General features: G+C 74.4%; 16 protein-coding genes. 7 read left to right on the forward strand and 9 right to left on the reverse strand.

Features of this window, described 5'->3' with window-relative positions; genetic code table 11:
• The first annotated feature begins 137 nt into the window (after positions 1–137).
• Both ACYU96_RS13880 and ACYU96_RS13885 read left to right on the forward strand, forming a co-directional pair.
• The gene (locus ACYU96_RS13880) at positions 138–2,951 is read left to right on the forward strand and encodes an AfsR/SARP family transcriptional regulator (protein ID WP_460754372.1); all 2,814 of its coding nucleotides are present in this window, start codon (positions 138–140) and stop codon (positions 2,949–2,951) included.
• Positions 2,948–4,441: a leucyl aminopeptidase gene (locus ACYU96_RS13885; RefSeq protein WP_460754374.1), complete on the forward strand. Its 1,494-nt coding sequence runs from the start codon at positions 2,948–2,950 to the stop codon at positions 4,439–4,441. Before ACYU96_RS13880 ends, ACYU96_RS13885 begins: the two co-directional genes overlap by 4 nt.
• 105 nt (positions 4,442–4,546) lie before the next feature.
• On the opposite strand, the gene ACYU96_RS13890 is transcribed toward ACYU96_RS13885, so the two are convergent.
• Positions 4,547–4,900 carry an oxidoreductase gene (locus ACYU96_RS13890; protein ID WP_460754377.1) on the reverse strand — a complete coding sequence of 118 codons (354 nt, stop codon included), beginning with the start codon at positions 4,898–4,900 and terminating at the stop codon, positions 4,547–4,549.
• A gap of 173 nt (positions 4,901–5,073) precedes the next feature.
• Between ACYU96_RS13890 and lpdA the strand changes: the two genes are divergently transcribed.
• Positions 5,074–6,531: a dihydrolipoyl dehydrogenase gene (lpdA, locus tag ACYU96_RS13895; protein WP_460754379.1), complete on the forward strand. Its 1,458-nt coding sequence runs from the start codon at positions 5,074–5,076 to the stop codon at positions 6,529–6,531.
• A 31-nt stretch (positions 6,532–6,562) separates the two neighbouring features.
• Positions 6,563–8,332 carry a 2-oxoglutarate dehydrogenase, E2 component, dihydrolipoamide succinyltransferase gene (sucB, locus tag ACYU96_RS13900; protein WP_460754382.1) on the forward strand — a complete coding sequence of 590 codons (1,770 nt, stop codon included), beginning with the start codon at positions 6,563–6,565 and terminating at the stop codon, positions 8,330–8,332.
• Positions 8,333–8,501: 169 nt separating this feature from the next.
• On the opposite strand, the gene ACYU96_RS13905 is transcribed toward sucB, so the two are convergent.
• Both ACYU96_RS13905 and ACYU96_RS13910 read right to left on the reverse strand, forming a co-directional pair.
• A complete protein-coding gene (locus tag ACYU96_RS13905; protein ID WP_460754385.1) occupies positions 8,502–9,917 on the reverse strand; it encodes a serine/threonine-protein kinase in 1,416 nt (471 codons plus the stop codon).
• 133 nt (positions 9,918–10,050) lie between these two features.
• A complete protein-coding gene (locus ACYU96_RS13910; protein WP_460754387.1) occupies positions 10,051–11,064 on the reverse strand; it encodes a Gfo/Idh/MocA family protein in 1,014 nt (337 codons plus the stop codon).
• 195 nt (positions 11,065–11,259) lie between these two features.
• On the opposite strand from ACYU96_RS13910, the gene ACYU96_RS13915 reads away from it, so the two are divergent.
• A complete protein-coding gene (locus tag ACYU96_RS13915; protein ID WP_460754390.1) occupies positions 11,260–11,979 on the forward strand; it encodes an HNH endonuclease family protein in 720 nt (239 codons plus the stop codon).
• 30 nt (positions 11,980–12,009) lie between these two features.
• Here the strand turns inward: ACYU96_RS13915 and ACYU96_RS13920 are convergent, their stop codons facing one another.
• From ACYU96_RS13920 to ACYU96_RS13940, 5 genes are all read right to left on the reverse strand, one after another.
• Positions 12,010–13,974 carry a hypothetical protein gene (locus tag ACYU96_RS13920; RefSeq protein WP_460754392.1) on the reverse strand — a complete coding sequence of 655 codons (1,965 nt, stop codon included), beginning with the start codon at positions 13,972–13,974 and terminating at the stop codon, positions 12,010–12,012.
• On the reverse strand, positions 13,971–15,245 hold the full coding sequence (locus ACYU96_RS13925; protein WP_460754395.1) for a VWA domain-containing protein: 1,275 nt from the start codon (positions 15,243–15,245) through the stop codon (positions 13,971–13,973). Before ACYU96_RS13925 ends, ACYU96_RS13920 begins: the two co-directional genes overlap by 4 nt.
• Positions 15,242–17,896, reverse strand: a complete 2,655-nt coding sequence (locus ACYU96_RS13930) for a DUF5682 family protein (protein WP_460754397.1) — start codon at positions 17,894–17,896, stop codon at positions 15,242–15,244. Before ACYU96_RS13930 ends, ACYU96_RS13925 begins: the two co-directional genes overlap by 4 nt.
• The gene (locus ACYU96_RS13935; protein ID WP_460754399.1) at positions 17,893–19,017 is read right to left on the reverse strand and encodes an ATP-binding protein; all 1,125 of its coding nucleotides are present in this window, start codon (positions 19,015–19,017) and stop codon (positions 17,893–17,895) included. The genes ACYU96_RS13930 and ACYU96_RS13935 overlap by 4 nt, the downstream gene beginning before the upstream one ends.
• Positions 19,018–19,208: 191 nt before the next feature.
• Positions 19,209–23,027 (reverse strand): DUF4132 domain-containing protein, encoded by a 3,819-nt coding sequence (locus ACYU96_RS13940; RefSeq protein ID WP_460754401.1) that lies wholly within the window; start codon positions 23,025–23,027, stop codon positions 19,209–19,211.
• A 204-nt stretch (positions 23,028–23,231) separates the two neighbouring features.
• Between ACYU96_RS13940 and lipB the strand changes: the two genes are divergently transcribed.
• Together lipB and lipA are read left to right on the forward strand one after the other, a co-directional pair.
• Positions 23,232–23,975, forward strand: a complete 744-nt coding sequence (gene lipB / locus ACYU96_RS13945) for a lipoyl(octanoyl) transferase LipB (protein WP_460754403.1) — start codon at positions 23,232–23,234, stop codon at positions 23,973–23,975.
• Between the two features lie 149 nt (positions 23,976–24,124).
• Entirely contained in the window at positions 24,125–25,129 is a 1,005-nt protein-coding gene (lipA, locus tag ACYU96_RS13950) for a lipoyl synthase (protein WP_460754406.1), read from the forward strand.
• 104 nt (positions 25,130–25,233) lie between these two features.
• Here the strand turns inward: lipA and ACYU96_RS13955 are convergent, their stop codons facing one another.
• Positions 25,234–26,229, reverse strand: coding sequence for an IS481 family transposase (locus ACYU96_RS13955; RefSeq protein ID WP_460754668.1), 996 nt, complete (start codon positions 26,227–26,229; stop codon positions 25,234–25,236).
• Between the last annotated feature and the right edge of the window lie 114 nt (positions 26,230–26,343).

A 26,343-nucleotide genomic window follows, 5' to 3' on the forward strand; every position in this document is an offset into this window, starting at 1 on the left:
GAAATCGCGGGACCTCGCAGGGCGCGCCCGGCGTTCCGCGCGTGAGCGTGGGGATTCTGTCGGTACTGCCAGGTTTTGCCAGAGTTCGGGCGGCTGCGGGATACGCTCGTCGGCATCAGCCTCCCGGGGAGTACGTCATGCTCGAGTTCGCGGTACTGGGACCGATACGGGTCGGCGAGGCCGCGGTGGGCGGACGGCTCCGGCGAACGCTGCTGTCCGTCCTGCTGTCCCGGGCCAACGCGCCCGTGTCGGTGTACGAGCTGAGCGAGCACCTCTGGCCGGGCCAGGACCACGTCCGGGCCGAGCAGCGGCTGCACCTGCACGTGCACCGGCTGCGCCAGCTCCTCGACCAGCCCTCCCGGCTGTCCCGCGTGGACGAGGGCTACCGCCTGCGCGTGCTGCCCGGCGAGCTCGACGCCGACCGGTTCGAGACGCTGGTGGACGAGGCCGAGGCGGCTCCCGGGCGGTGCGCCGACCTGGTGGACGCCGCGCTGGCGCTGTGGCGGGGCGAACCGTTCGGGGGCCTGGACTGCCCCGCGCTGACCGACGTCGTCACCCGTCTGACCGAGCGGCGCCTGTTCGCGGTGGAGCTGCGCTGCGCCGCGGAGCTGCGGCAGGGGCGGCACGCGGCCGTCGTCGGGATGCTGACCGACGTCGTCGCCCGGCACCCGCTGCGCGAACGGCCCGCCGAGCTGCTGATGACCGCCCTCTACCGCAGCGGCCGGCAGGCGGAGGCCCTGGCCGTGTACCGCGGGACGCGGCGCGTCCTGGTCGACGAGCTCGGCGTCGAGCCCGGGGAGCCGCTGCGCGTCCTGGAGCGGCAGGTGCTCGCCGGCGAACCGATCGACGCCGACCCTCCGGCCGCGGCTCCGGCCCGGCCCGGCCGTCCCGTGCCCGCCCAGCTCCCGCACGACGTGGGCTCGTTCACCGGGCGCACCCGGGAGCTCGCGGAGCTGGACGCCGTGGGACCCCCGGCGGTCGTCGTGATCAGCGGCACGGCCGGCGTCGGGAAGACCTCGCTCGCGGTGCGCTGGGGACACCGGGCCCAGGACCGGTTCCCCGACGGCCAGCTCTACGTCGACCTGCGCGGGTACGGGCCCGACGAGGCGGTGTCACCCCACGGCGCACTGGCCGGCTTCCTGCGCGCGCTGGGCGTCGAGGGCCCCGACGTGCCGACCGCGACCGCCGAGCGGGCGGCGCTGTTCCGGACCCTCCTGGCCGGACGCCGCACGCTGGTCGTGATCGACAACGCCAACGACGTCGAGCAGGTGCGGCCGCTCCTCCCGGGTGGCCCGCACGGCCTCGCCGTCGTCACCAGCCGGGACGTGCTGACCGGGCTGGTGGTCCGGGAGGGTGCCCGCCGCGTGCACCTGGACCGGATGCCCGTGCCGGAGGCGGCGGCCCTGTTCCGGACCATGGCCGGCCCCGTCGCCGACGCCGACCCGGACGCCGTCGCGACCGTCGTGGAGCGGTGCGCCCGCCTGCCGCTGGCCCTGCGCGTGGCCGCCGAGCAGATGTGCTGCCGCCCCGGGATGGACGTCACCGGGCTGGTGACCGAGCTCGGCGGGGACGACCGGCTCGACACGCTGGACCTCGACGACCCGCACACCGCGGTCCGTTCGGTGTTCTCCTGGTCCTACACGAACCTCGGGCCCCGGGCCGCGCACCTCTTCCGGCTGTACGGCCTGCATCCCGGGCACCACCTGAGCCCGCCCGCGATGGCGGCCATGGCCGGCCTGGACCTCCCCGCCGTGCGACGGGCGATCGCCGCGCTGGTCCGCGCCGGCATGGTCGAGCAGGACGCGGAGGAGCGCCTCCTGCCGCACGACCTGATGCGGGAGTACGCACGGGAGCGCGCGCTGGCGGAGGAGCCGGCGCACGAGCGCGCCGCGGCGCTGCGCCGGCTGGGCACCTGGTACCTGTATGCCGCCGTCGCCGCGCGCTTCGCGGTGGACCCGAGAGGCGCACCCCTCGTGCTGACCGCCCCGGCACCACCCCAGGTGCCGGAGTTCGGGGACCGCTCCACCGCGCTGCGCTGGTTCGAGGTGGAGCGGCCCAACCTCGTCGCGATGATCCGGCAGACGGCCGGCACCGAGCCGGGCCTCGCCTCGCAGCTGGCCCGCCCGCTGCTGACCTACTTCTACCTGAGCAAGCACTGGGACGACTGGCTCACCACGCACCGCGTCGGGCTGGAGGCGGCCCGCGCCTGCGGCGACCCGTCCGGCAGCGCCCGCCTGCTCAACGGGCTGGGCGTCGCCTACAGCGACCTCGGCCGGTTCGCCGAGGCGGTCGCCGCGCACCGGGAGGCCGACGCGCTCTACCGCGTGGACGACAGCGCCCTGGGCATGGCCTGGAACCTGAACAACCTGGGCGTCACCTACGACCACATGGGCCGGTTCGCCGACGCGCTGGAGAGCTACGAACGGGCGCTCGAGCTGTTCACCGCGCTCGGCGACCGTGGGGGCCAGGGCCTCGTCCTGTACAACATCGGCGACGTCCACCTGCAGGCGGGCGACCCCGCCCGCGCGATCGAGCGGATCCGGGAGGCGCTGCACGTCCAGGAGGGGGCAGGCGACATGCCGGGCCAGCGGTTCACGCTCAAGGGGCTGGGCGACCTCGACCACGCCGCCGGCCGCCACGCCGAGGCCCGCGCCAGCTACACCCGCGCCCTGGTCATCAGCCGTGAGCTGGGCGACCGGCTGCACACGGCGGAGCTGCTCGACCGGCTCGCACGCACCGAGAACGCGCTCGGCCACCACGAGGCCGCCGCCACCCGCACCGGTGAGGCCGCCACGATCATGGCCACGCTCGTGCGCCCCGGCAGCACGGCGGAGCCGGGCGCCCACCTGGCCCGGCCCCGCCCCGCCGTGGCTCCGGCGCAGCCGGACGGCGCACCCCGCACCCGCGTCGCCACGACCGGCGTCGTGCACCGGGATAGCATCGCCAGGTGACCGATCTTTCCCTCTCCAGCAAGAATCCGATCGCCGTACGCGCCGACGTCCTCGTCGTCGCGACGGCCAAGACGTCGGACGGCGTCGCGATCGTCGCCGACCACCTCCCGGCGGAGCTCGTGACCGAGATCGAGGCGATCGCCCCGCAGCTCGGCATCACCGGCGCGCGCGACGAGGTCCGCAAGGTCCCGGCGGGTCCGCGGCTCAAGGCCGGCGTCCTCGTCCTGACGGGCCTCGGCGAGCGCGGCGACGACGGCACCTTCGCCCCCGAGATCCTGCGCCGCGCGGCGGGAGCCGCCACGCGGGAGCTGGCGGGCGTCGGCTCGGCCGCCGTGTCGCTGCCCGCGACGGACGACGCCGAGCTGGCCGCCGTCGTCGAGGGCGCGCTGCTGGGCGCCTACACCTTCGACAGGTACCGGTCGAACGGCGACGACGGCGGCAAGACGCCCGTCGGTGCCGTCGAGGTCCTGACCACGCTGGCCCGCGGCGCGAAGGCGAAGGCCGCCGTCGAGCGTGCCACCGTCGTCGCCGGTGCCGTGCACACCGCACGCGACCTGGTCAACACCGCGCCGAACGAGATGTACCCGGCCACGTTCGCCGACGCCGCGAAGGCCGCCGCCAAGGAGGCCAAGGGCCTCAAGGTCACCGTCCTGGACGACAAGCAGCTCAGCGCGGGCGGCTACGGCGGGCTGACGGCCGTCGGGCAGGGCTCCTCGCGCGGGCCGCGCCTGGTCAAGGTGACCTACGCCCCGGCGAAGGCGACCGAGAAGATCGCGCTCGTGGGCAAGGGCATCACGTTCGACACCGGCGGCATCTCCCTCAAGCCGTCCGCCAGCATGGAGACCATGAAGTCGGACATGGCCGGCGCCGCCGCCGTGCTCGGCACCATCGTCGCCGTCGCGCGGCTCGGCCTGCCGGTCGCCGTGACCGCCTACCTCTGCCTCGCGGAGAACATGCCCAGCGGGACCGCGCAGCGCCCGTCGGACGTCATCACCGTCTACGGCGGCAAGACCGTCGAGATCCTCAACACGGACGCCGAGGGCCGCGTCGTCATGGCGGACGGGCTCGCGTCCGCGGTGGAGGACGGGCACGACGTCATCCTCGACATCGCCACCCTGACCGGTGCGCAGATGGTCGCGCTCGGGCCGTACACGGCCGGCGTCATGGGCACCGAGTCCGTGCGCGACGGCGTGAAGGCGGCCGCCGACGCCTCCGGAGAGCTGTTCTGGCCGATGCCGCTGCCGGACGAGCTGCGGCCGAACATCACGTCCAAGGTCGCCGACGTCGCGAACTCCGGCCCGCGCATGGGCGGGATGCTCAACGCCGGGCTGTTCCTGCGCACCTTCGTGGGCGACACCCCGTGGGCGCACCTGGACATCGCGGGCCCCTCGTTCAACGAGAAGGGCCCCCACGGCTACACGTCCCCGGGCGGCACGGGCGTCGGCGTCCGCACCCTCCTGACCTACCTGGAGTCCCGCACGGGCGGCTGACCGCCCGCCCCGTCGCGCCGGAGGCCGAGCGCACGGCACCGGCCGGGTCCGGACGTCCGGACCCGGCCGGTGCCGTGCGCTCGAGGGAGGCGCAGGTGGCCGCGGTCAGCGGCGGCGCTGGGCCGAGGTCCAGTCGCGCATGCGCTGCGGGTAGCCGATGAAGCGGACGTTGTAGACGGGGACATCGAGCTCCCCGGCCAGGTCGAAGGCGGTCTTCTCGTCGGGCACGCGACGCCGGGTCCACTCCCCCGTCGTGGCCACGAGGAGGATCGTCGCGGGGATCTGGGCGGTGGGCGGCTCGACGTACGCCTCGACGCCCTGCCGGGTGGCGATGAAGTCGTACAGGTGCTGCATCGTCTCCCGGCGCGCATCGCCGACCGACGATCGACCCGCCTCCTGGCCACCGCGCGGGCGGCGGCCGAAGAAGCGCGCGAGCGAGAAGCGGGGGGTGCGGGACATGCGCGAAGACTACCTGGCCCGCCTGGAATGTCCCCAGCGTCACACCCGCAATGCACCACTACCGATTGGGGAGTGGCCGTTCGAGGTGACAAGATGTCAGGCGGTGCGTCCTGCGCCCACAAGGTGCGCACGCAACGTCCCAGAGGCTGACCGCTGGAGCGAGGAGCAACACAGTGCCATCCACGGCAACGACCGCCGGCAACCCCGGCACCTACGACCTCGTCGTGCTCGGCGGAGGCAGCGGTGGGTACTCCGCCGCGCTGCGCGCGGCACAGCTCGGCCTCAGCGTCGCCCTGATCGAGGAGGGCAAGCTCGGGGGCACCTGCCTGCACGACGGATGCATCCCGACCAAGGCTCTACTGCACGCCGCCGAGGTGGCCGACGTCGCCCGGGCAGGGTCTCGTCTCGGCGTGCGGACCTCGTGCGACGGCATCGACATGGCGGGTGTCCACGCCTACAAGGACGCCGTCGTCACGGGCCTCTACAAGGGCCTGCAGGGGCTGGTCGCCTCCCGCCGGATCACGCTCGTGCCCGGACACGGGACGCTCGTGGCACCCGGCGTGGTCGCGGTCGACGGCGTCCGGTACACCGGGCGGCACGTCGTGCTCGCCACCGGCTCGTTCGCGCGGCCGCTGCCGGGGCTGGAGATCGGCGGCCGCGTCATCACCTCCGACCAGGCGCTCACCCTGGACCACGTGCCGGGCACGGTGGTCGTGCTCGGCGGCGGGGTGATCGGCGTCGAGCTCGCGAGCGTGTGGCGGTCCTTCGGCGCCGAGGTCGAGATCGTCGAGGCCCTCGACCACCTCGTCCCGTCCGAGGACGTCGCCCTGTCCAAGGCGCTCGAGCGGGCGTTCCGCAAGCGCGGCGTCGGGTTCACGCTCGGCGACCGCTTCGCCGAGGTGAAGCAGTCCGACGACGGCGTGCGCGTGACCCTCGAGTCCGGCAGGACGCTCGACGCCGAGCTGCTGCTCGTCGCGGTCGGGCGCGGGCCGCGCACCGCGGACCTCGGTCTCGAGGCCGCCGGCGTACGGCTCGACCGCGGTCTCGTGGTCACCGACGAGCGCCTGCGCACCGGCGTGACGACGCCCGGCGGGGGCCACGTGTGGGCCGTCGGCGACATCGTGCCCGGGCTGCAGCTCGCACACCGCGGATTCGCACAGGGCATCTTCGTCGCGGAGTCGATCGCGGCGTCCGGCGCCACCGTCCCGGGCGGCCCGTCCGGGGCGGACCAGGCAGAGCCGACACCGGTCGACGAGACCACGATCCCCCGCATCACCTACTGCGAGCCGGAGGTCGCCTCGGTCGGCGTGACGCAGGCCCGCGCCGAGGAGCTGTACGGCGCCGACGCCGTCGAGACCCTCGAGTACGACCTGGCAGGCAACGGCAAGAGCCGGATCCTGGGCACCACGGGCTTCGCGAAGCTCGTGCGCCGCAAGGACGGCCCCGTCGTGGGCATGCACCTGATCGGCTCGCGCGTGGGCGAGCTCATCGGGGAAGGCCAGCTCATCGTGGGCTGGGAGGCGTTCCCGGAGGACGTCGCCTCGCTCGTCCACGCACACCCCACCCAGAACGAGGCACTCGGAGAGGCACACATGGCTCTGGCCGGCAAGCCTCTGCACGCCCACAACTGACCCAGTAACGACGAAGGAGACCCAACCGGTCATGTCTGAGAACGTGCAGCTGCCGGCCCTCGGCGAGTCCGTCACCGAGGGCACTGTCACCCGCTGGCTCAAGGCGGTCGGCGACACCGTCGCCGTCGACGAGCCGCTCCTCGAGGTATCGACCGACAAGGTCGACACCGAGATCCCGTCGCCCGTCGCGGGCACCCTGGAGCAGATCCTCGTGGAGGAGGACGACACCGTCGAGGTCGGCGCCACGCTGGCCGTGATCGGTGACGGCTCCGGCTCCGGTACGGCCCCGGCCGCCCCGGCCGAGGAGGAAGCCCCGGCCGAGGAGGCGCCCGCCGAGGCCGCCCCGGCGGCAGAGCCCGCGCCCGCCGCCGAGGCTCCCGCGGCCGCTCCGGCCGGCGAGGGCACCGAGGTGAAGCTTCCCGCGCTGGGCGAGTCGGTCACCGAGGGCACCGTCACCCGCTGGCTCAAGGCGGTCGGCGAGGAGGTGGCCGTCGACGAGGCGCTGCTCGAGGTCTCCACCGACAAGGTCGACACCGAGATCCCGTCGCCCGTGGCCGGCACGGTCCAGCAGATCCTGGCGGAAGAGGACGAGACGGTCGAGGTCGGCGCCACGCTGGCGATCGTCGGGTCCGGAGCGGCCGCTCCGGAGGCTCCGGCCGAGCCCGCCGCCGCGCCGGCCGCCGAGCCCGCCGCGGAGGCTCCGGCAGCCCCGGCTCCGGCCCCCACGCCCGAACCGGCGGCAGAAGCCCCGGCCCCCGCGCCTGCTCCCGCACCCGCGCAGGCCCCCGAGGCTCCGGCGCCCGCCCCGGCCCCCGCAGCCCCGGCCCCGGCATCCACGACGACGGCCCCGGCGGCGACCGCCGCCACCCGGTCGACCGGCTCGTACCTGACGCCGCTGGTCCGCAAGCTCGCGGCGGAGAAGGGCGTGGACGTCGCGACGATCACCGGCACCGGCGTCGGCGGCCGCATCCGCAAGGAGGACGTGCTGGCCGCGGCCGAGGCGAAGACGACCGCACCCGCTGCCGGGGCACCGGCGTCGGCCCCTGCCGCCCCGTCGACCGTGCTGGAGGTGTCACCGCTGCGCGGCACGACCGAGAAGATGTCCCGCCTGCGCAAGGTCGTCGCCGAACGGATGCTCGAGGCGGTGCAGACCCAGGCGCAGCTGACCACGGTCATGGAGGTGGACGTCACGAAGGTGGCGCGCCTGCGGGCCCGGGCCAAGGAGTCGTTCCTGGCGCGTGAGGGCGCCAAGCTCACGTTCCTGCCGTTCTTCACGCTGGCCGCCGTCGAGGCGCTCAAGGCGTACCCGAAGATCAACGCCACGATCGACACCGAGGCGGGCACGATCTCGTACCACCCGTCGGAGAACGTCGGCATCGCGGTGGACACGGACCGCGGGCTCGTGGTCCCGGTGATCAAGGACGCGGGCGACCTGAACCTGGCGGGCATCGCGCGCCAGATCCAGGACCTCGGCTCGCGCACCCGCGCGAACAAGGTCACGCCGGACGAGCTGTCCGGCGGCACGTTCAACATCACGAACACGGGCTCGGGCGGGGCGCTGATCGACACGCCGATCGTGCCGGGCGGTCACGCCGCGATCCTCGGTACGGGCACCATCACGAAGAAGCCGGTCGTCATCACGGACGCGGACGGCGGCGACTCGATCGCCGTGCACCAGATGTCGTACATCTTCCTCTCGTACGACCACCGCCTGGTCGACGGCGCCGACGCGGCCCGCTTCCTGACGGCGATCAAGAACCGGATCGAGGAGGCGGCCTTCGAGTCGGAGCTGGGGCTCTGACCTGATCCCGCCGAGGTCCTGACGCACGAGAGGGGCCGGGCAGCCGATCGGCTGCCCGGCCCCTCTCGTCGTCCTCCGGGCTTCGTGATCCTCCGGGCTTCGCACTCCTCGGAGATTCGCCGCCCTCAGTGCTTCGCCGCCCCCGGGGCGCCGGTGCCGGACCCCGGCGTCACGACACCCGGGAGACCCGCCAGCCGTCGTCGGTCCACGTCAGCGACAGCATCGCCGAGCGCGGCTCCGACTCCGGGACCTGGACCGGGCCGGAGTCGCTGACCTGGATGTGCGCGCTGATCCGGTAGTCGACGAGCACGACCGCCTCCGTCGGCGGGCCGTTGTTCGCGCCCTTGCCCCCCGCGCCACGACCCGCACCGTCCCTGCCGACCAGCTCGGACCGGGTGACCTTGACCTCGGCTCCCGAGACGTGCTTGTCCCAGAAGAAGATCCGGTTCAGCAGCGCGAGGTCGGCCGCGTGCGCCGGCGAGCCGGGCTGGTCGATGTCGGAGACCTCCACCGGCATGCCCGTGAGCAGGAGCATCCGCAGCCGCGTGAGCTCCCGGGCGGCGGCCGCCGGGGTGTTCTGGTTCGAGATCGCCGCCATGTCGGCCCCCAGGTCCTGGGCCGTCCGCGGCTCCTGCGCGTCGGCCTCGGACCCCGACGACGACGCCGCGGCGCTCTCCCCGACCAGGTCCGACACCGAGGCGATCACGCCGACCCCGACGCCGAACACGAGCCCGGCCGAGGCGACCGCGAGCGCCGCGGTCCATCGCCGGCGCCGTGGGCTGCCCGCTCGCAGGCTGGGCAGGCCGGCCAGGGCCGGAAGCCCTGACAGGCCCCGCACGCGCTGCGTGCGCTGGATCGACGGCGGTGCCGTGAAGTCGTCCCGGCGCACCACTCGCCCGCCCGCGCCGGGCCCGAGGATCGGGATGGGCCCGGTCAGTGCGGCCTGCACGAGCGCGTCCGGGGCGGGCATGTCGACGAGCTCCGGGGCCACGATGTCGTGCACGCGGGCGGCGAGCGTCCCGGCCTGCGGGCGGTCTCTCGGGTCTTCGGCGCACGCCTTGGCGAGCTCGGTCCGCAGCGCCAGGTCCTCACCGCTGAGCGGGGCGGGCCTGCCGTCGGTTCCCCGCAGGCCGGTCCGCAGGACGGACCGCGCCAGCCTGGCCAGCGACGGGACGTCCTCGACCGGCTCCTCGCTCGTGGTGGAGTAGGGCAGGGCGAGCTGGGGCCGGAGCAGGGCGCTGCCGTCGGGCGCGAACAGCACGTCCGACGCCTCGACCCGGCCGTGCACGAGCCCGGCGCTGTGCAGTGCTGCGAGCGCCTGCGCGATCGCGACCACCATGCCGGACGTCTCGGCGGCCGTGAGGGGCCCGCGCGAGGCGAGGACGGTGGGCAGGTCGGCGGCGTCCGGCCGGTCGAGCCGGACGTCCAGCCGGTCCCCGCCCGTCGGCGAGATGGTCACCAGGCGCACGAGGCTCGGGTGGTCGAGGCCGGCGAGCGTGTCGAGGCGCCGGATCAGGAGGTCGCGAGGCAGTCCGCCGGCCGGGACTGCGACGGGCACGAGCTCCGTGGCGTCGATGAGATGCACGTTTTCATGTCTACGTGCGGCACACCGCGCCCGCTCGTTTTCCACAGATATGCGAGACCCGCGCGGGAGTGGTAGCCGAGGGCGCGGGCGGTAGCCGCCGAACTCGTGATCCGAGGCTTGACCTGCATGGACGTCAGACGTCGACGATGCGGCCCTCCCGGGCGGCGACGCGGGCGGCGTCGAGCACCTCGGCGGTGCGCAGAGCGTCGGCCGGATCGACGGGCGGCCCGGCGTCGTCGTCGGTGAGCCACGCCTCGACCGCGCGGTAGAAGTCGGCGTGGCCGCCGGGTGCGGCGGGGACCGGCGTGCGCTCCCTGCCCCGGGTGAGCCAGCCCGCGGTGCCGTCGGGCGCGCCCTCGTCCATGACCTCGAACGGTGAGGCGTCCTCCTCGAAGGTGGTGACCACGAAGGCCCCACCGGTGCCGAGCACGCGCGTGCGCGGTCCGGGCGCCCCGACGACCGACCCCGCCCACAGGCGCGAGACGACGTGGTCGGCGTGGTGCAGCACGAGGAACATGTCGTCCTCCAGGGGCGTGGTCAGGGCGCGCATCTCCGCGTAGACGGCCTCGACCCGGCCGAACAGCTGCGTCGCCGAGTCCACGAGGTGCGGCCCGAGGTCGAGCAGGAGCCCGCCGCCCCGAGGGTCGCGCTCCTTCCAGCGCTGGCGGGGCACGGGCCGCCACCGCTCCCAGCGGCGCTCGAACGTGTGCACGTCACCCAGGTCCCCGCGCCGCACGAGGGCCGCGAGGGTGAGCTGCTCCGGGTCCCAGCGCCGGTTGTGGAACACGGTGAACGGGGTCCCGGCGTCCGCGGCGGCGTCGACCACGCGACGCGCCTCGCCGGCGTCGACGCCGATCGGCTTGTCCAGCACGAAGGGGACGCCCGCGGCGGCGACGGCGGCCGCGTGCTCCACGTGCATCGCGGTCGGGCTCGCGACGACGACCAGGTCGTACGCGCCGCTGTCCTCGAGCATGCCCGCGAGGTCGTCGTACAGCTTCGCGCCGGGCCAGTCCCCCGCGGCCTGCACGCGCCGTCCCGGATCACGGGTCACGACGGCCGTCACCGTCATGCCCGCCTCGCGCGCGAGGCGGGCATGGATCTGTCGCCCTGCTCCGCCGTATCCGACGATTCCCAGCCGTTGTGCCATCCGCCCATCGTGCCCGAGCGGCGCGGCGGGCGCGCGGGCTGTCCGACCTGCGGCGGAGACCTTGCCACGAACGGGACGCCGCGCCCCGTGACGACGACGCCGGAAGTGTTGCGCGCAGTAACCTGCGCGTTACTGTTCAACTGATATATATACGCTGTAAGATCTTTTTCGCCTATCACGGTACATAGGAGCAACGTGGCCGCCGCATCCTCGAAGAAGCACCTGAGCAAGCGCAAGGCTCTGCAGGTGACGTTGGTCGTGATCGCGGCCCTCGTGCTCGGCGGCAACTTCGTCGTCAAGTCGCTCGGGGACGACGCCGCGCCCGCCGTGGGCGCCGAGGGGTCCGCCCTGGAGGCGCTCGAGACGCTGGAGATCAGCGAGTGGGAGGACGAGGACGGCTACGACCGCGACGCGTTCGGCACCGCGTGGAAGGACGTCGACCAGAACTCGTGCGACACCCGGAACGACATCCTCGCCCGTGACCTCGAGGACGTCGAGTACAGCGAGGGCGACGCGTGCGAGATCGCGACGGGCACGCTCGCGGACCCCTACACCGGCGGCACCATCGACTTCGAGCGCGGCCCCAGCTCGGGCGACGTGCAGATCGACCACATCGTCGCGCTGAAGAACGCCTGGGTGACCGGAGCGTCCGAGTGGGACCAGGAGAAGCGCGAACAGGTCGCGAACGACCCGCTGAACCTCATCGCCTCCGACGGACCGGCGAACATGGGCAAGGGCGCCGACGACACCGCCGAGTGGCTCCCCGAGAACAGCTCCTACCGGTGCGAGTACGTCGCCGCGCAGATCGCGGTCAAGGTCAAGTACGAGCTGTGGGTCACCCTGGACGAGCACGACGCCATGTCGGACGTCCTGACCTCCTGCCCGGCCGAGCCCCTCCCCACCGGCGGGCTCTGACCGGAGGACGCCCTGGCGCCTCCCGCCGGCTCAGGTCGTGGAGGCGACCTCCTGGGTGCGGCGGACCAGGAAGGCCGTACGGGCCACCGTCTCGGGCGTGAGCACCGGCGCGCCGTCGTCGGGCACGAGGTCCGAGACCGCGCGTTCGAGCGTGCTCAGCCCCAGGTCGCGCGCCAGCGCACGGGCGAGCCCGACGTCGGAGCGCTGGCGCGGCGTGAGACGGCCACGCCCCGTGGCGGCCACCGCGACCAGGACGTCCCACGCGAGGCCGCACGCGCGCACGACGGGCGGCTCGGGCTCCGCCGCGTCGATCACCGCTCGCGCCCGAGAGCGCATCCCCGCCACCCGCGACAACCGCTTGCGCCACGTCTCCCAGTGATGGTGGCTCCAGCGCGACTCGCGGCCGAGCTGGTACTGCTCCATGATCGACGGGCTGATCAGCCGGATCGCGCCGTCGGTCCCGCGCACGAAGATCCCGGCCGGCTCGAGGCGCTCCGCCCGTCGCTCGGCCGTCACGCCGACCACGGACCACCGGCCGGCCAGCACGTGCAGGAGCGTGTCGGCGGTGCGGCGGTCCTCGACCGGCACGCGCAGGAGGTGCTCCTGGCCGGAGGAGTCGGTGATGTTCCAGGTCACTTCCTGACGGACCTCGTCGATACCGACCTCGCCGGAGTCCCGCACGAGCAGCAGGCGCACGTGCGACGGGCGGCGGCCGAACCCGACGGTGTCCCGCGCCGGGGTCGCGGCACCCGTCCGGTCCGCGATCCCGCGCAGCTCGTCCAGGTCGAAGTCGCCGAGCGACGCCAGCCGCGGGCGCCCGCCGGCGCCCAGCGAGCCGTCCGGCCGGGCGCGGACGGCACTGACGGCGAACGGACCGGCGCTGAGCCGGGCGGCCGACGCTCCCCACAGCAGCGGCGTGTCCCACTCGCGCCGGAACGACGGGTCGCCGCCCGCGGGCCGGCCGGTCACCGCGGTCCGGACGCGGCCGTCGGAGGGGTCCCACGCGGCGAGCACCACCCCGCGCGATCCGCTCGCCCCGGTCCACCACCGCACCGCGAGCGGCACGAGGCGCCCGAGGTCGACGTCGTCCTCGTCCCGGCCCGTCCGGCTGCCGGCGGACTTCCGCGTCCTGGCCGCAGCCTCGGAGGCCGCGGCCGGCCCGCCGGCGGCTGCCGGGGCGCCGGCCGGCCCGCCGCTCCGGCCGGTCCCCGGCTCCTCGGCGGCGCGCCGGGGCTCCGGCTCGCCGACCGGGCGGTCCCCGGCGTGCTCGTGGGCCTCGCACAGGGCCCAGACCTCGGTGAGCGTGGACAGGAGACCCGCTTCGTCGGTGCCGTCGTCGTGCGCGGCGAGGTCGGCCGCCTGACCGGCGGCCGTGCGAAGCAGGGCGTCCAGACGCAGCCCGTGCACGGGGTCGAACCCCGCCACGCGGACGCGTCCCGCGAGCGCCCGCAGCGACTCGGACGCATCGTCGCGCAGGTGCGCGAGGCCGCCGTCGAGCAGGTGGACGACGACGTCGCGCACCTCGGCCAGTGCCACCGCGCGCCGCTCCGCCACCGCGGACCGCTTCGCCGCAGCCCTGGCCGCCCCGGCATGTCCCCGGCCCGAGGCCCGGCCTCGGCCGTCACCGTCCGCGGCGCCGGCCCGCCGGGCGGGCCCCGCGTCGGCGGACCGGCCGGGCCCCTCGGCCCGATCGCCGGGCGCCGGACCGGCGGGAGCCTCCACGCCCAGCTCGGACGCCCGGTCCCGCGCCCACCGGCAGGCCACGACGACGTGCACGCACACGCCGCCCGTCGGGCACGCGCAGGCGACCGCCGCGGGGCCGCGCCCGTCCACGCGGACCGCGTGCCCGCCGATCGACAGGTTCGCGCCCTTCGCGCCGGACGCTTCCTCGGTGACGTCGTCGGCCAGCTTCCGGGCGCGGCGCAGCAGGCCCGCGCTCGCGAGCCCGGCGAGCGCCTCGTCCGTCAGTGCGGCATACGGCTCCAGGTACTTCATGACAGGACCTCTCCCAGCCACTCGGCGAATCTCTCGGGCGTCAGTGCCGCGACCTCCATGCCGGCCTCGGCGAGGTGCCGGGCCGTGCCCTGGTCGTAGACGGGCTCGGCGGCCTCGTCGAGCGCGGCGAGCCCGAGCAGGGTCACGCCCGAGGACCGCAACCGCCGCACGGCGGCCAGCAGCTCCGAGACGGAGCCGCCCTCGCAGAAGTCGCTGACCAGCGCCACCACGGTCCGGGACGGGTTGCTCACCTGCCCCTCGGCGAAGCGCACGGCCCGGGCGATGTCGGTGCCGCCGCCGAGCTGCGCGGTGAGCAGCACGCTCACCGGGTCGTGCGCGAGGTGCGACATGTCCACCACGCTCGTGTCGAACAGCACCAGCCGGACATCGATCCCGGGCAGCCCCGACAGGATTCCCGCGCACACCGCGGAGTACAGCAGCGAGGCCGCCATCGACCCGGACTGGTCCACCAGCACGATGACGTCCCACGTCAGGGACCGCTTCTGCCGAGCGTTGAAGCGGACGTCCTGCACCAGCATCCGCCCGTCGCCGTCGACACGCCCGAGGTTCGCGCGCAGCGTGCGCTTCCAGTCGAAGTTGCGCGCCACCCGGTGCATCGACCGGCGCGACCGGTCCACGCGGCCGCCCGTCGCCGTGAGGAACCGCGGCCGCAGCCGCCGCACCACGTCCTCGACGACGCGTTCGATGACCCGCCGCACGCCGTCGGCCGCCGCGGGGTCGAGCTTGCCCCGCAGCTGCAGCAGCGCCGTGGCGAGCTCGCGCGACGGCTCCATCGCCTCGACCGTCTCGCGGTCGCCGAGCAGCTCGGACAGCCCGTAGCGGCCGACCGCCTCGACCTGCATCCGCTCGAACGTCTCGCGCGGGAACAGCGAGCGCGCCTCGCCCAGCCAGCCGAGCGCCGAGAAGTCGACGCCGTGCGGCGCCGAGCCGTCGAGCGACCCGGGGCCTCCACGCTGCCGGCCGCCGTCGCCGCCGCGCCCGGCAGCGTGGCCGCGCGCCGCGTACTCGCGGTCGTAGAGGTAGCGCAGCGTGCTCTCCAGGCGCTGGTCGCCGTCCTGCACGTCGAGCCGCTCGGCCGCGTACCGCCCCAGCACGAGCCGCCAGCGACGCGCCGCCTCCGGGTCGGTCGCGGCGTCGGCCGTCCGTCCCGCGGCCGCCGGCCCCGCCTCCGCCGCCGTGCCCGACGCCGCCCCCGCGGCTCCCGGCTCCGCCCGGCCAGGGGTCGGCTCGGTCAGTTCCGTCCCGGTCATACCTCTCCTCCGCTCCAGTGCGCCAGCCCGTCGCGGGCCAGCACGGCGGCGAGCTCGCGTTCGACCGCGAGCCCTGCCGTCAGCTCCTGCTCGTCCACGCGCACCCGCACGTCGACGTCGGACGCGCGCGAGCCCGTCCGCTCCGCGACGCGTTCCGCGAGCCGGTGCGTCTCCGTGGGGCGCAGCCAGGTGAAGCCGCGGCGCAGGTCGGGCAGCACGGTCAGGAAGGCGTCCGGCGTCAGGTCGCGGATCGCGCCGTCGACGGCGTCGAACAGCTCCGGGGTGTGCAGCAGCAGGTCGGGCGCGGCGCGCAGCACACCGCCGAGGAAGCGCACCGCGAGGCCGGGGTCCGCGCCCGGCCGGAGGGCGCCGCGCACGCGGGCGACCAGCACGTCGTCGGGCACGTCGCCGTCCACCGACCCCACCGCGAGCAGGGCTCCGCGCACGCCCGGCGCCGCGTCCTCGTCCTCGCGCAGCCGCGCGAGCTCCCGCGCCACCGACGCGGCCGGCTCCTGCCCGACGCCGGTCGCGTCCTTGGCCCAGGCCCGTCCGGCGTCGCGGGCGAGCGCGCGGAGCTCCAGGACGGAGGCCACGGCGGCCTCCTCGTCGTCCGGTCCGGCGCGGCCGACGTCGGCCACCAGGTACGCGGCGGTCGCGAGCGCCTGCGCGACCAGCGCCAGCAGCTCGTCGGCGGCGTCGCCCAGGTCCAGCTCCACCCGCGAGCGCCACAGCCCGAGCAGGCGTCGCGCGCCCGCCACGACGGACCCGAGGTCGCGGTCGGTGTCGAGCGTGCCGGCGAGCAGGTCGACGAGCCGGGGCAGGTGGGCGGTCAGGCCGACCACCGCCGCCCGGGCCACGAGCGTCGCCGCCCCGTCCGCGGCGGCCGCCGCACCGTCCGCGCGCAGCTTCTCCTCCGCCTGCCGCAGCAGCGTCACGGCCGCCGCGTCGACGGTCGCGCCGAGGTGGGACAGCTCGACCAGCCGCGCCTCGACGACCGGAGTCCAGCAGTACTCCCACTCCTCGCTGATCAGCCCGAGCCCGCGCCCGGCCACATGGTCCGGGCCGGAGACCTGCCGCCCGAACCCGGTCTCGAGCAGGTCCAGCAGCGCCAGCACCCGGCGCCGTGCGCGGTGCGGAGCGGTGCGCCGGGCGTCTAGCCGGGCGGTGCGCGGGATGGTCGTGCCGATGTCGAGGCCGACGTCCCGCACCCGGTCCCGCGCGTCCCGCACCAGGGGCGGCACGGAGCCGCCGGCAGGTACCGCGCCGACCACGCGACCGCCGAACACCTCGGCGACCGCGAGCCCGAGGGGGCGGTCCGGCCCGATCCCGCCGTCGTCGGTGACGAAGCCGGAGGTGATCGCGTCGAGCACGTCGGTGCGGCCCGGGTACGGGCGCATCCGCAGGTCGGCGAGCCGGGAGGCGGCGACCGCCGCCGCGGCGACCTGGGGGGTCGAGACCAGGTGCCCGCGCTCGGCCGCCCCGCGCGCGACGTCCACCAGGACCTCGGTCGCGACGGCGTGCGCGGGGTGGTCGGGGCACGGTGCACCGTCGTCGCGGCAGCCGTGCCGCTCGCATCGCAGGTGGGCGGCGTGGAGCCGCTCGTAGAACCCGGGCGAGGGCATGCCGGCGCCGTAGCCGCGCAGGCCGTCGAGGCGTTCGTGGTCGTAGCGGATCAGCCAGGCGTCGCCGGTCGCGGTGGGGCCGTAGCCGTCGTCGGGCCGGCGTGCCCGCACCGGTTCGCCCTCGGGGAGGCCCGCGAGCGCCTCGGCGAGGGCGAGCGTGTGGAACGCACCGGTGACGACGAGGACGTCGCCGGTCCGGCTCGCCTCCTCGACCCGGGCCGACATCCTCGCCTCCCGGTCCAGCGACCCGTCCGCGGCGAGGACGTCGTCCTCGTAGTCGAGGCGGGACAGCGCTGCCCAGGCGAAGACGTCGTCGAACACGGTCCGCCAGTCCGCGAGCTCACCGGCGGAGCGGGCCTCGAACAGGTGGTCCCACACCTCGTCGTGGTCGCGGCAGCCGAGCCGCCGCGCGAGCGCGGCGACCGACCGGGAGTGGGCGAGGTACCGCTCGGACATGAGGGTCCGTGCGAAGGGGTCGTCCTCACCCTCCGGACCGTGCCCGTCGCGGTCCGCCGCGGGGCGGTCGCAGAACCGGACCTCCGCGCCCGTCCCGTGCGCCGAGCGCAGCGCGGTCCACTCCGGGGAGAAGGAGGCGAGCGGGTAGAACGAGGCGCCGCCCGGCCCGCCGTGCCCGTCGGGCAGGCTGAGCAGCGCGACCGGTGGCCGGGTCTCCTCGTGCAGCAGCTCGGGCAGGAGGTGGGTGTACTCCTCCGGCCCCTCGATCAGCACGACCGCGGGCCGCAGCTCCTCGATCGCCCGGCGTACCGCGACCGCGCAGGCGGGCGAGTGGTGCCGGACCGGGGCGAGGTGCACGCCCCGCCCTCGTAGCTCCTCGACCGCGGCGGCGGCGCGGCGCAGCCGGTCGGGCGCGCGGTCCCACACCTCGCGCAGGCCGCCCGTCGCGGCGTCCGGACCGGCCGTGCCCGTGCGGGCCGTGGTGCGCGACGGCGCGCCGCCCCCGGCCGCGCGAGGCCGCCCCGCGGCGGGCGGGTCCGCGGCGAGACCGTTCTCCTGGATGCCGGCACTCACCGCCACAGCACCTCGGCCGCGTCGAAGAAGGCCTTCCAGCCCTTGTCCTTGCGGGCGCGCTCGCGCACGACGTTGTCGACGTAGTGCCGCAGGCGGCGCGCGTCCTCCTCGTCGCCCTTCAGCGCGACGCCGGCGACCTGGCGGGCGACCTCGGCCGCGGTGACGCGGCCGTCGCCCAGGTAGCGGGCCTCCAGGGAGGCCGCCACGGCCACGTTGACGGCCTCGGCCGTCGACATGACGGTCTCCGGACGCTTGACCGGGGCGCCGTCCCGCGTGGTGCCCGACCGCAGCTCCTGGAACACCGTGACCAGCACCTCGAGCACGTCGCGCGGCACCTCGGGGTGGCCGCCGGCCGCGCCGAGCTCGTTCGCGAGCTGCCGTTCCACCAGCTCGATCTCGAAGTCGCGGTCCCGCACGGGCGCCACCGTCTCGAACGAGAAGCGACGCTTGAGGGCCGCCGACATCTCGTGCACGCCCCGGTCCTTGAGGTTCGCCGTCGCGACGACGTTGAACCCGGGCCGGGCCGCCTCCCGGGCGTCCGGCCCGAGCTCCGGGACCATGAGCTGCTTCTCGGAGAGGATCGACACGAGCGTGTCCTGGATCTCGGGCGCGCAGCGCGTGATCTCCTCGAACCGCACGAGCGACCCGGCGCGCATCCCCGTCATCACGGGCGACGGCACGAGCGAGCGCTCGGTCGGCCCCTCGGACACGAGCAGCGCGTAGTTCCAGGAGTAGCGCACATGGTCCTCGGTGGTGGCCGCCGTGCCCTGCACGGTCAGCGTGGACGTCCCGCTCACCGCCGCCGCCAGCAGCTCCGACAGCATCGACTTCGCCGTACCGGGCTCGCCCACGAGCATCAGCCCCTGGCGGCCCATGAGCGCCACGACGGCGCGGTCCACCAGCGGGTCGTCACCGTAGAACTTCCGGCTCACGCCGAGCTTCTCGTCCCCCACCACGAAGGCGCGGACCGCACGGGGGCTCAGCCGCCAGCCGGGCGGCAGCTCCGCGCCCCGCTCCGTGTCCCAGGCGGCGAGCGCCGCGAGCTCCTCGGCGTGGCGGACCTCGACGGGCGGGCGCTGCTCGCTCGCCGCGCCGGGGCGGGTCTCTGTGCTCTCGGTCATCATCCTCGGTCTTTCCTCTCGTGCGCGGGTCGTGTCGGGCCGCGTCCGGACGCGCGGCCGTTCGGGTGGTGCTCGGTGGCCGGGTGGCCAGGCGGTGCCCGGCGGGCGGATCGGGTCCGCAGGCGGCGGGCGCCGCCCGGCCGAACGTGCACGGCGGGCGGCGGACCAGGCGCTCCCGCCGGGCCGTCGGCTCAGTACTCCGCCTTGCGCTCCCAGGCGGGGTCGAAGGCCCCGGCCGCGGCCGCGTCCAGGTAGTCGGCGTAGGACTCGGCCAGCAGCACGGGCGGCACGTCGGCGAGGGGTACGACGCCGCGGTCGCCCCAGGTGCCCGGCTTGCGGAAGCGGAGGTCCTTGATCGCCGCCGGGATGTTCTCGTTCGCCATGAACGCGCCGGTGAACTCGATCTCGGCGACCAGCCCGGCCGCCGGGTACTCCTTCACGTACTCGTAGAACCAGCCCGCGTCCTGCACCTCGCCGTTCTTGTACCCCCGGGCGAGCAGCCTGCCCCGCACCGTGTAGGACTCGGTGAGCCAGCCCCGGCGGTCGGTCACGGCCAGCGCGTCGGCGGCCACCTCGGGCGACGCCGTCGCGAGCTGGTCGAACAGCGGCGTGACCTCGTAGTCCGCCAGGTGCTCCCGCCACGCCCCGAGCGTGTCCGCGCCGCCGTTGCCGCCGGCGAGCGTCACGGCGTGCGCGATGCCGACCACGGTGCCGGCGCCCGCGGCCTCGGCACCGCCGTCGTCTGCGCCAGCGCGGGTCAGGGTCACGTCCTCGTCGTCGACGCCGACCAGCGCGCCGTCGTCCGGGCGGAACGCCCGCTGCTCGGGGGTGCCCGGGTCGGCGAGCCACACCACGCGCGCGGCCAGGCGCGACATCACCGGGTGCTGCGCGACGAACTCGCTCCACTCGCCGGCGCTCCAGGTGCGGCCCTGGATCATCGCCTCGCGCAGGCGGCGCGTCTGCAGCTCCACCACCGTCTTGAGCTCCTTCTTGCTCGCCGTGAGCTGGGTACGCGCCTCCTTGTAGGCGGCCCGGGTGTCCTCGTCGGCGCTCTGCGGCGTGCTCGGCGGCGTCTTGACGACCTTGCCCTTGTCGTTGCGCAGCTCGATGGCGAACGCGTCGGTGATGCGCCCGGTGTACTCTCGCGAGCCGAAGGGCAGGCGGAGCACGCCGTCGGCGTCGAACCCGGCGGTCTGCACCGTGCGGTCGGCGAGCTGGTCCGCGGTCCAGCCACGTGCCTCGGCGAGCTGCCCGGCGAGCCCTTCCGCCGTCTCGCGCACCGTGCGGAGCTTGAACTGCCGGGACACGGCGAGCAGGAGCTGCACGGCCGGGCGGTCGCCGTTCGCGGCCAGCGCCCGCACCAGCGAGTCGGCCTGGGAGCGCCGCTGCGGGTGGGCCTTGAAGTAGTGCTGCGCCGCCGCGGCCAGGTCGGCCCCCGGCATCCCGACCGTGAGCGCGAGAAGCCCCTTGTCCTTCGTCGCGGAGCCCAGGTACGTGGCCTGATGCTCCTTGTAGGCGAGGCGATGGTGCTCGTCGAGCGGGGCCGCGGCCCCCTCCTGCGCCCACGAGGACTTGGGGTCGCGGCGCAGCCACTGCTGCGCCCAGTCGTACCGCTGCCGGGCCACGTCCTCGGCATGCTCCCGCGACTCCGCGGTGGAGGGCCCGCGGGTGTCCTGGGCGATCCACGCGCGCAGCACGTACGAGCCCAGCGTGGTTCGCGAGGCCTCGTCCAGCAGCGAGACGTAGCGGGCCAGCAGCCCCTCACCGCTCGGTTCCTTCAGGCGCACCGCGAGCACGACCCACCAGCGCACGATCTCGCGCGGCACCGCCGTGCCGTCGGCCCACCGCAGGTCCGGCAGCGCCTCGAGCGGGAACCAGGCCATGCTGACCGGCGCCTTCTTCTTCAGGCCCTTGGCGGCCTCGGCCGTCAGCTGCCGCACCGACAGCTCCTCCGCGATGTCCTCCCCGAGCGCCTCCAGCGCCGTGAGGAACGCGGCCCGCACGTCCTCACGACGCTCCGTGCCGAGCGCCGCGCGCAGGGCGGGGACCGCCTCCTTGTCGCCGAGGTTCGCGAGCCAGCCGGCGGCCGAGGCCCGCACCGCCGACCTGCCGTCCGTCAGCCCCTGCTCGGCCAGCGGACGCACCTGCGGGTGCCGGGCGAGCACGCGCTGGGCCTCCAGCCGGTGCGTCTTGCCCGTGCCCATCGCGAGGCTGCTGAGCCGCGGCAGCAGCGTGGCGGGCACCGCCGGGAAGTGGTCGAGGATGGCCAGGACCATGGCCGGCGCGCGGTTCTGGTCGTAACCGTCCCGCGTGATCAGGTGTGCCTCGAGCATGCCGACGCGCTCGGCGAAGTAGTGCCACATGTGCTCCAGGGGGATCTCGGCACCCCACCAGCGCTGGAACACGAGCTCGGCGATCCGGGCGTCAGGATCCTCGATCCCCGCCCGCACGAGGGCGTCGCGCAGCACGCGAAGGTCCCCGATCCGGTCGAGGTGGTTCCGCATCGCCCACCACAGACGGGGAGTGTCCCCGTGCGCGACGGTGACCGCGCGCACGATGTGCAGGGGCGACGCCTGGGGAACCACCGCTTCCAGGTTGTCCACGAGCCACGTCGCCGTACGGGTGAACCGCCCGGTGCCGCTCTGGGACGGACCGGTGTGCTCCCGGTTCGACAGGATCGCCAGCAGGTGCGACAGGTGCTCGTCGCCGACGTGCTCCACCTCCTGGAGACGCTGCCGGGCGCTCTGGATGTGCCAGCAGGGCGTGCCGCCCTTCTTCCCCTCGCCGGAGGTCTTGTGCTCGTCCAGCGTGCGCTGCAGGTGCGCGCGAGCGGCGGCGAGCTGCGTGTCCCGGCGCGCCCTCGCGGCGTCCAGGACGTCCGGCCCGAGCTCCAGCTCGGGCAGCGGCTCGAACGGCGGGACCTCGAACGTCTCCACGGCGGCGGCGGCGAGCGTCCGCGCACGCTCCACCGCCTTGGCCAGCACGGCGGTACGAGCCTCCCGGGCACGGCTCGGCCGCTTGGCGGCCACCGCACCGGACGCCTGGTCCCGGCCCGCCTCCAGCGCCGCCTCGATGGCCTCGACCCCGCCCTCCGCGCCGGCCAGCCGCGTCACGACGTCGTCGAGCGCACTCGACGACGCGGTCTCCAGCAGCGGCGCGAGCAGGCGCACCTGCTCGGCGTCGTGCAGGTTCGCGACGACGTCGTCGGCGGCGCGCCGCACGCCCCTGGCCGTGTCCGCGCACAGCGCCACGAGCACGCCGCGCAGCGCCTCGGGCGACCCGTGCAGCGTCATGAACTCGCAGAACTCCTTCTTGCCCGCGGCGCCGAGCCGCCGGACCTCGGTCCCCACGATCTGAGCGTGCCCGACGAGGTAGCCGTCCACCCCTTTCGCGTGGAGCAGGCGCGACAGGCCGGCGCGGTTCGAGGAGTAGCTGTCGCGGGGACGTCCCAGGAGCACCTGGACGACGGCGGCGACCGCGGCGTCGTCCACCAGCCCGCCGGCCCGGGCGACCGCCTCGAACCACTCCGGCGACGGGACCGGGCCCTTCGGCTCGCGGCGGCCGAACCGGGTGAGCGCGACGTCCTGGACGAGGACGCCGTACCAGTCCGGCACCGCCGCGAACACGTCCGTGCCGGTGGCGATCGCGGCCAGCAGCCGCCCCAGGCGGGAGAGCTGCTCCGGGGTGACGGTGCCGTCCATGTAGACGTTGCCCCGCAACCGGGCCGCCTTCTCGATCGTCAGACCGGACGTCGCCTTCTTCACCCGCTTCTCGAGGTTCTGGTGCGTCCACGTCCAGCCGAGGTAGCCAGGCTTGTGCAGCCCCGCGTCCAGGTCTCCCGTGTCCCTGCCTTCCAGCTCCAGCACCACCTCGGGCGACTCGCCGTGCAGCACGTAGCCGACCGCCCGCTCGTGCAGCGCGTCGCCCTCGATCCGCAACACCTTCAGCGCGTCCTGCACGGCCCCCGCCGCACTCTTCCGCCCCAGCCTGTCCCGCACTGCCTCAAGCATCTCCGTCTGCCCCTCATCGCCGTCGTCATGCACGTCGTCTCCACACGTCAGAGCGCGCTTCTCCCGGTCAGGGGCCCAGCGCCCCGCCGGGATGACGCACAACCTAGCGGTGGTGACCGACACTCGACGGCGGGCCGGGCCGCGTCACCGCTCCGTGAGCAACGAGACACTCTCGGCAGCCGGGGCGCGTCGTACGCTGATCCGGTGGAGAACCCCATCGACATCCAGCACCTGACCGGTCACGTCGACTACCACAATGGCTGGGACCTGCAGCGTCGCACCCACGAGCAGGTCCGCACCGGCGCGGCGGCGGACACCCTGTTCCTGCTGGAGCACGCGTCGGTGTACACGGCCGGCCGGCGCACCAACCGGTCCGAGTATCCGACGGACGGCACCGAGGTGATCGACGTCGACCGTGGCGGCAAGATCACGTGGCACGGACCCGGCCAGATCGTCGCGTACCCGATCGTGCGGCTCGCGCAGGCGTTCGACGTCGTCGGCTACATCCGCACGCTCGAGGCCGCCGTCATGGACGTGTGCGCCCGGCTCGGTGTCGAGACGCTCCGCGTCGAGGGACGCTCCGGCGTGTGGGTCGCCGCCGACGACCCCGCCGCGCTCCCCCCGGGCTCGGTCCCCCGCCGTGAGCGCAAGGTGTGCGCGATCGGCGCCCGCGTCGCCAAGGGCATCACGATGCACGGCCTCGCCCTGAACTGCGACCCCGGCCTCGCCGCGTTCGAGCTGATCGTGCCGTGCGGCATCGAGGACGCCGACGTGACGTCGCTCTCGGCCGAGCTCGGTCGCGACGTCACGGTCGCCGAGGTGCTGCCGCTGCTCGAGGACGCCCTGGTCCGCCACCTGACGCCGCTCCTGGTCGGCGACGACGCCGCCGCGAGCGCGCCTGAGCCCACCGGGAACACGACGCCCGCCGAACCGGTTGCCGCCCGGTAGGCACCCGACGTGCCGGGCACGTCGGGTGTCCGTCGGCGCAGCCGGCGGGTGATCAAGCCCACGTGGCGGCGGGACGCCACCGCGACCGCCGTCGTCCATGAACGCCGTAGGCTGGCCAGGAGAACCCTGACCTGGGAGGGGAAGACAGCGTGACCATCGCACCCGAGGGACGTCGCATGCTCCGCGTCGAAGCGCGCAACGCGACGACCCCCATCGAGAAGAAGCCCGAGTGGATCAAGACCCGGGCCACGATGGGACCCGAGTACCGCGACATGAAGAGCCTGGTCAAGGGCGAGGGCCTGCACACGGTGTGCGAGGAGGCCGGCTGTCCCAACATCTTCGAGTGCTGGGAGGACCGCGAGGCGACGTTCCTCATCGGCGGCGACCAGTGCACGCGCCGCTGCGACTTCTGCCAGATCGACACGGGCAAGCCCGCGGAGTTCGACCGCGACGAGCCCCGGCGCGTGGCGGAGTCCGTCGCGACGATGGGGCTGAAGTACTCGACGGTGACCGGTGTGGCCCGCGACGACCTGCCCGACGGCGGCGCCTGGCTCTACGCCGAGACCGTGCGTCAGATCCACGCGATGAACCCGGGCACGGGTGTCGAGCTGCTGATCCCTGACTTCAACGCGATCCCCGAGCTGCTGGACGAGGTCAACGAGTCCCGGCCCGAGGTGCTCGCGCACAACGTGGAGACGGTGCCGCGGATCTTCAAGCAGATCCGCCCGGCCTTCCGCTACGACCGCTCGCTGTCGGTGCTGACGCGGGCGCGTGACGCCGGCCTGGTGACGAAGTCCAACCTGATCCTCGGCATGGGCGAGACGATCGACGAGGTCAAGCAGGCTCTGGTCGACCTGCACGACGCCGGCTGCGACCTCATCACGATCACCCAGTACCTGCGCCCGTCGGTACGGCACCACCCGGTGGACCGCTGGGTGCGGCCGGAGGAGTTCGTCGAGCTCAGCGACTTCGCCGAGGAGACCGGCTTCCTGGGTGTGATGGCGGGGCCGCTGGTGCGCTCGTCGTACCGCGCGGGCCGGCTCTGGGGCCAGGCCATGACGAAGAAGGGCCGCGAGATCCCCGACGCGCTGAAGCACCTGGGCGAGCCGGTCGCCGCCCGCCAGGAGGCCTCGAGCCTCCTCGCCCCCCGCTGACCCCACCCCGTCGCCCCACCCCACCAAGCTGAGGTCGGTTCAGCAGGGTCTCGAATCCATCTATCGGGCCTCGAAAGGTCTGCGAGACCCTGTTGAACGGCCATCTAGCTGTGATGTCCAGGGAGGTTGGTCAGTCGGTTGATGGGTGGCTGGTTGCCGATCGCGCTGTGGAGTCTGTGGTGATTGTAGAAGTGGAGCCATGCGGGTAGGGCGGCGCGGCGTTCGGTCTCTGAGGTGTAGAAGCGGGCGTAGGCCCATCCGTGGGCCAGGGTGCGGTGGAAGCGTTCGATCTTTCCGTTGGTCTGAGGCCGGTAGGGGCGGGTGCGTTTGTGCTTGATCCCGAGGTCGGCGCAGGCATCTCGCCACAGGTGGGACCGGTAGGCCGATCCGTTGTCCGACAGGACCCGCTCGACGGCCACGCCGCGTTCGGCGAACCAGGCCACCGCGCGCTCCAGGACGCTGACGGCGGTCGCGCCCTTCTCGTCCGGGCAGATCTCGGCGTAGGCCAGGCGCGAGTGGTCGTCGATGACGGTGTGGACGAACGCGGTGCCGATGTTCGGGTTGCCCCTGGCGGTCCGCCCGGTGCGCAAGGCTGTCGCAGCTTGGTTCCTGACGCCCTGCTGCTTGCCGACGTAGCGCCACCCGCCGCCGTCGGGGATGTTGCCGAACTTGGTCACATCGACATGGATCAGCGAGCCGGGGTAGTCGTGCTCGTAGCGGCGCAACGGTTCACCGGTGACCCGGTCGATGCGTGCCAGGCGGTTGATCCGGCACCGAACCAGGACGGCGTGGACCGTGGAAGCCGGCCTGTCCAGGCGCCCGGCGATCTGGACCGGACCGAGCCGATGACGCCACCGCAGGCGCACGATCGCCTTGACTACGTGCTGCGAGGTCCGCGCCGGGCTGTGGTGCGGGCGCGAGGACCGGTCGGCCATCCCGGCCCGGCCTTCGCGGCGATACCGGTCGACCCACTTCCTGGCGGTACGCGGCGAGACCATGAACATCTTCGCTGCAGCCGCACACGTCCAGCCGTCCTCGACGATCAGACGCGCCAGGCGCAGCCGTGTCCTGGGAGTGAGCAGGGCGTTAGCGTGTGACACGAAGGCCTCCGGTAGGTGCAAGTGGTTCCTCGACAGCTCCACCTCACAACCGGAGGCCTTCCTCATCCGGTAACCCGACCGCGTGTCGCCCTCACGGGACCGGAACAACCTCCC

The organism is Myceligenerans cantabricum, from assembly GCF_054777735.1.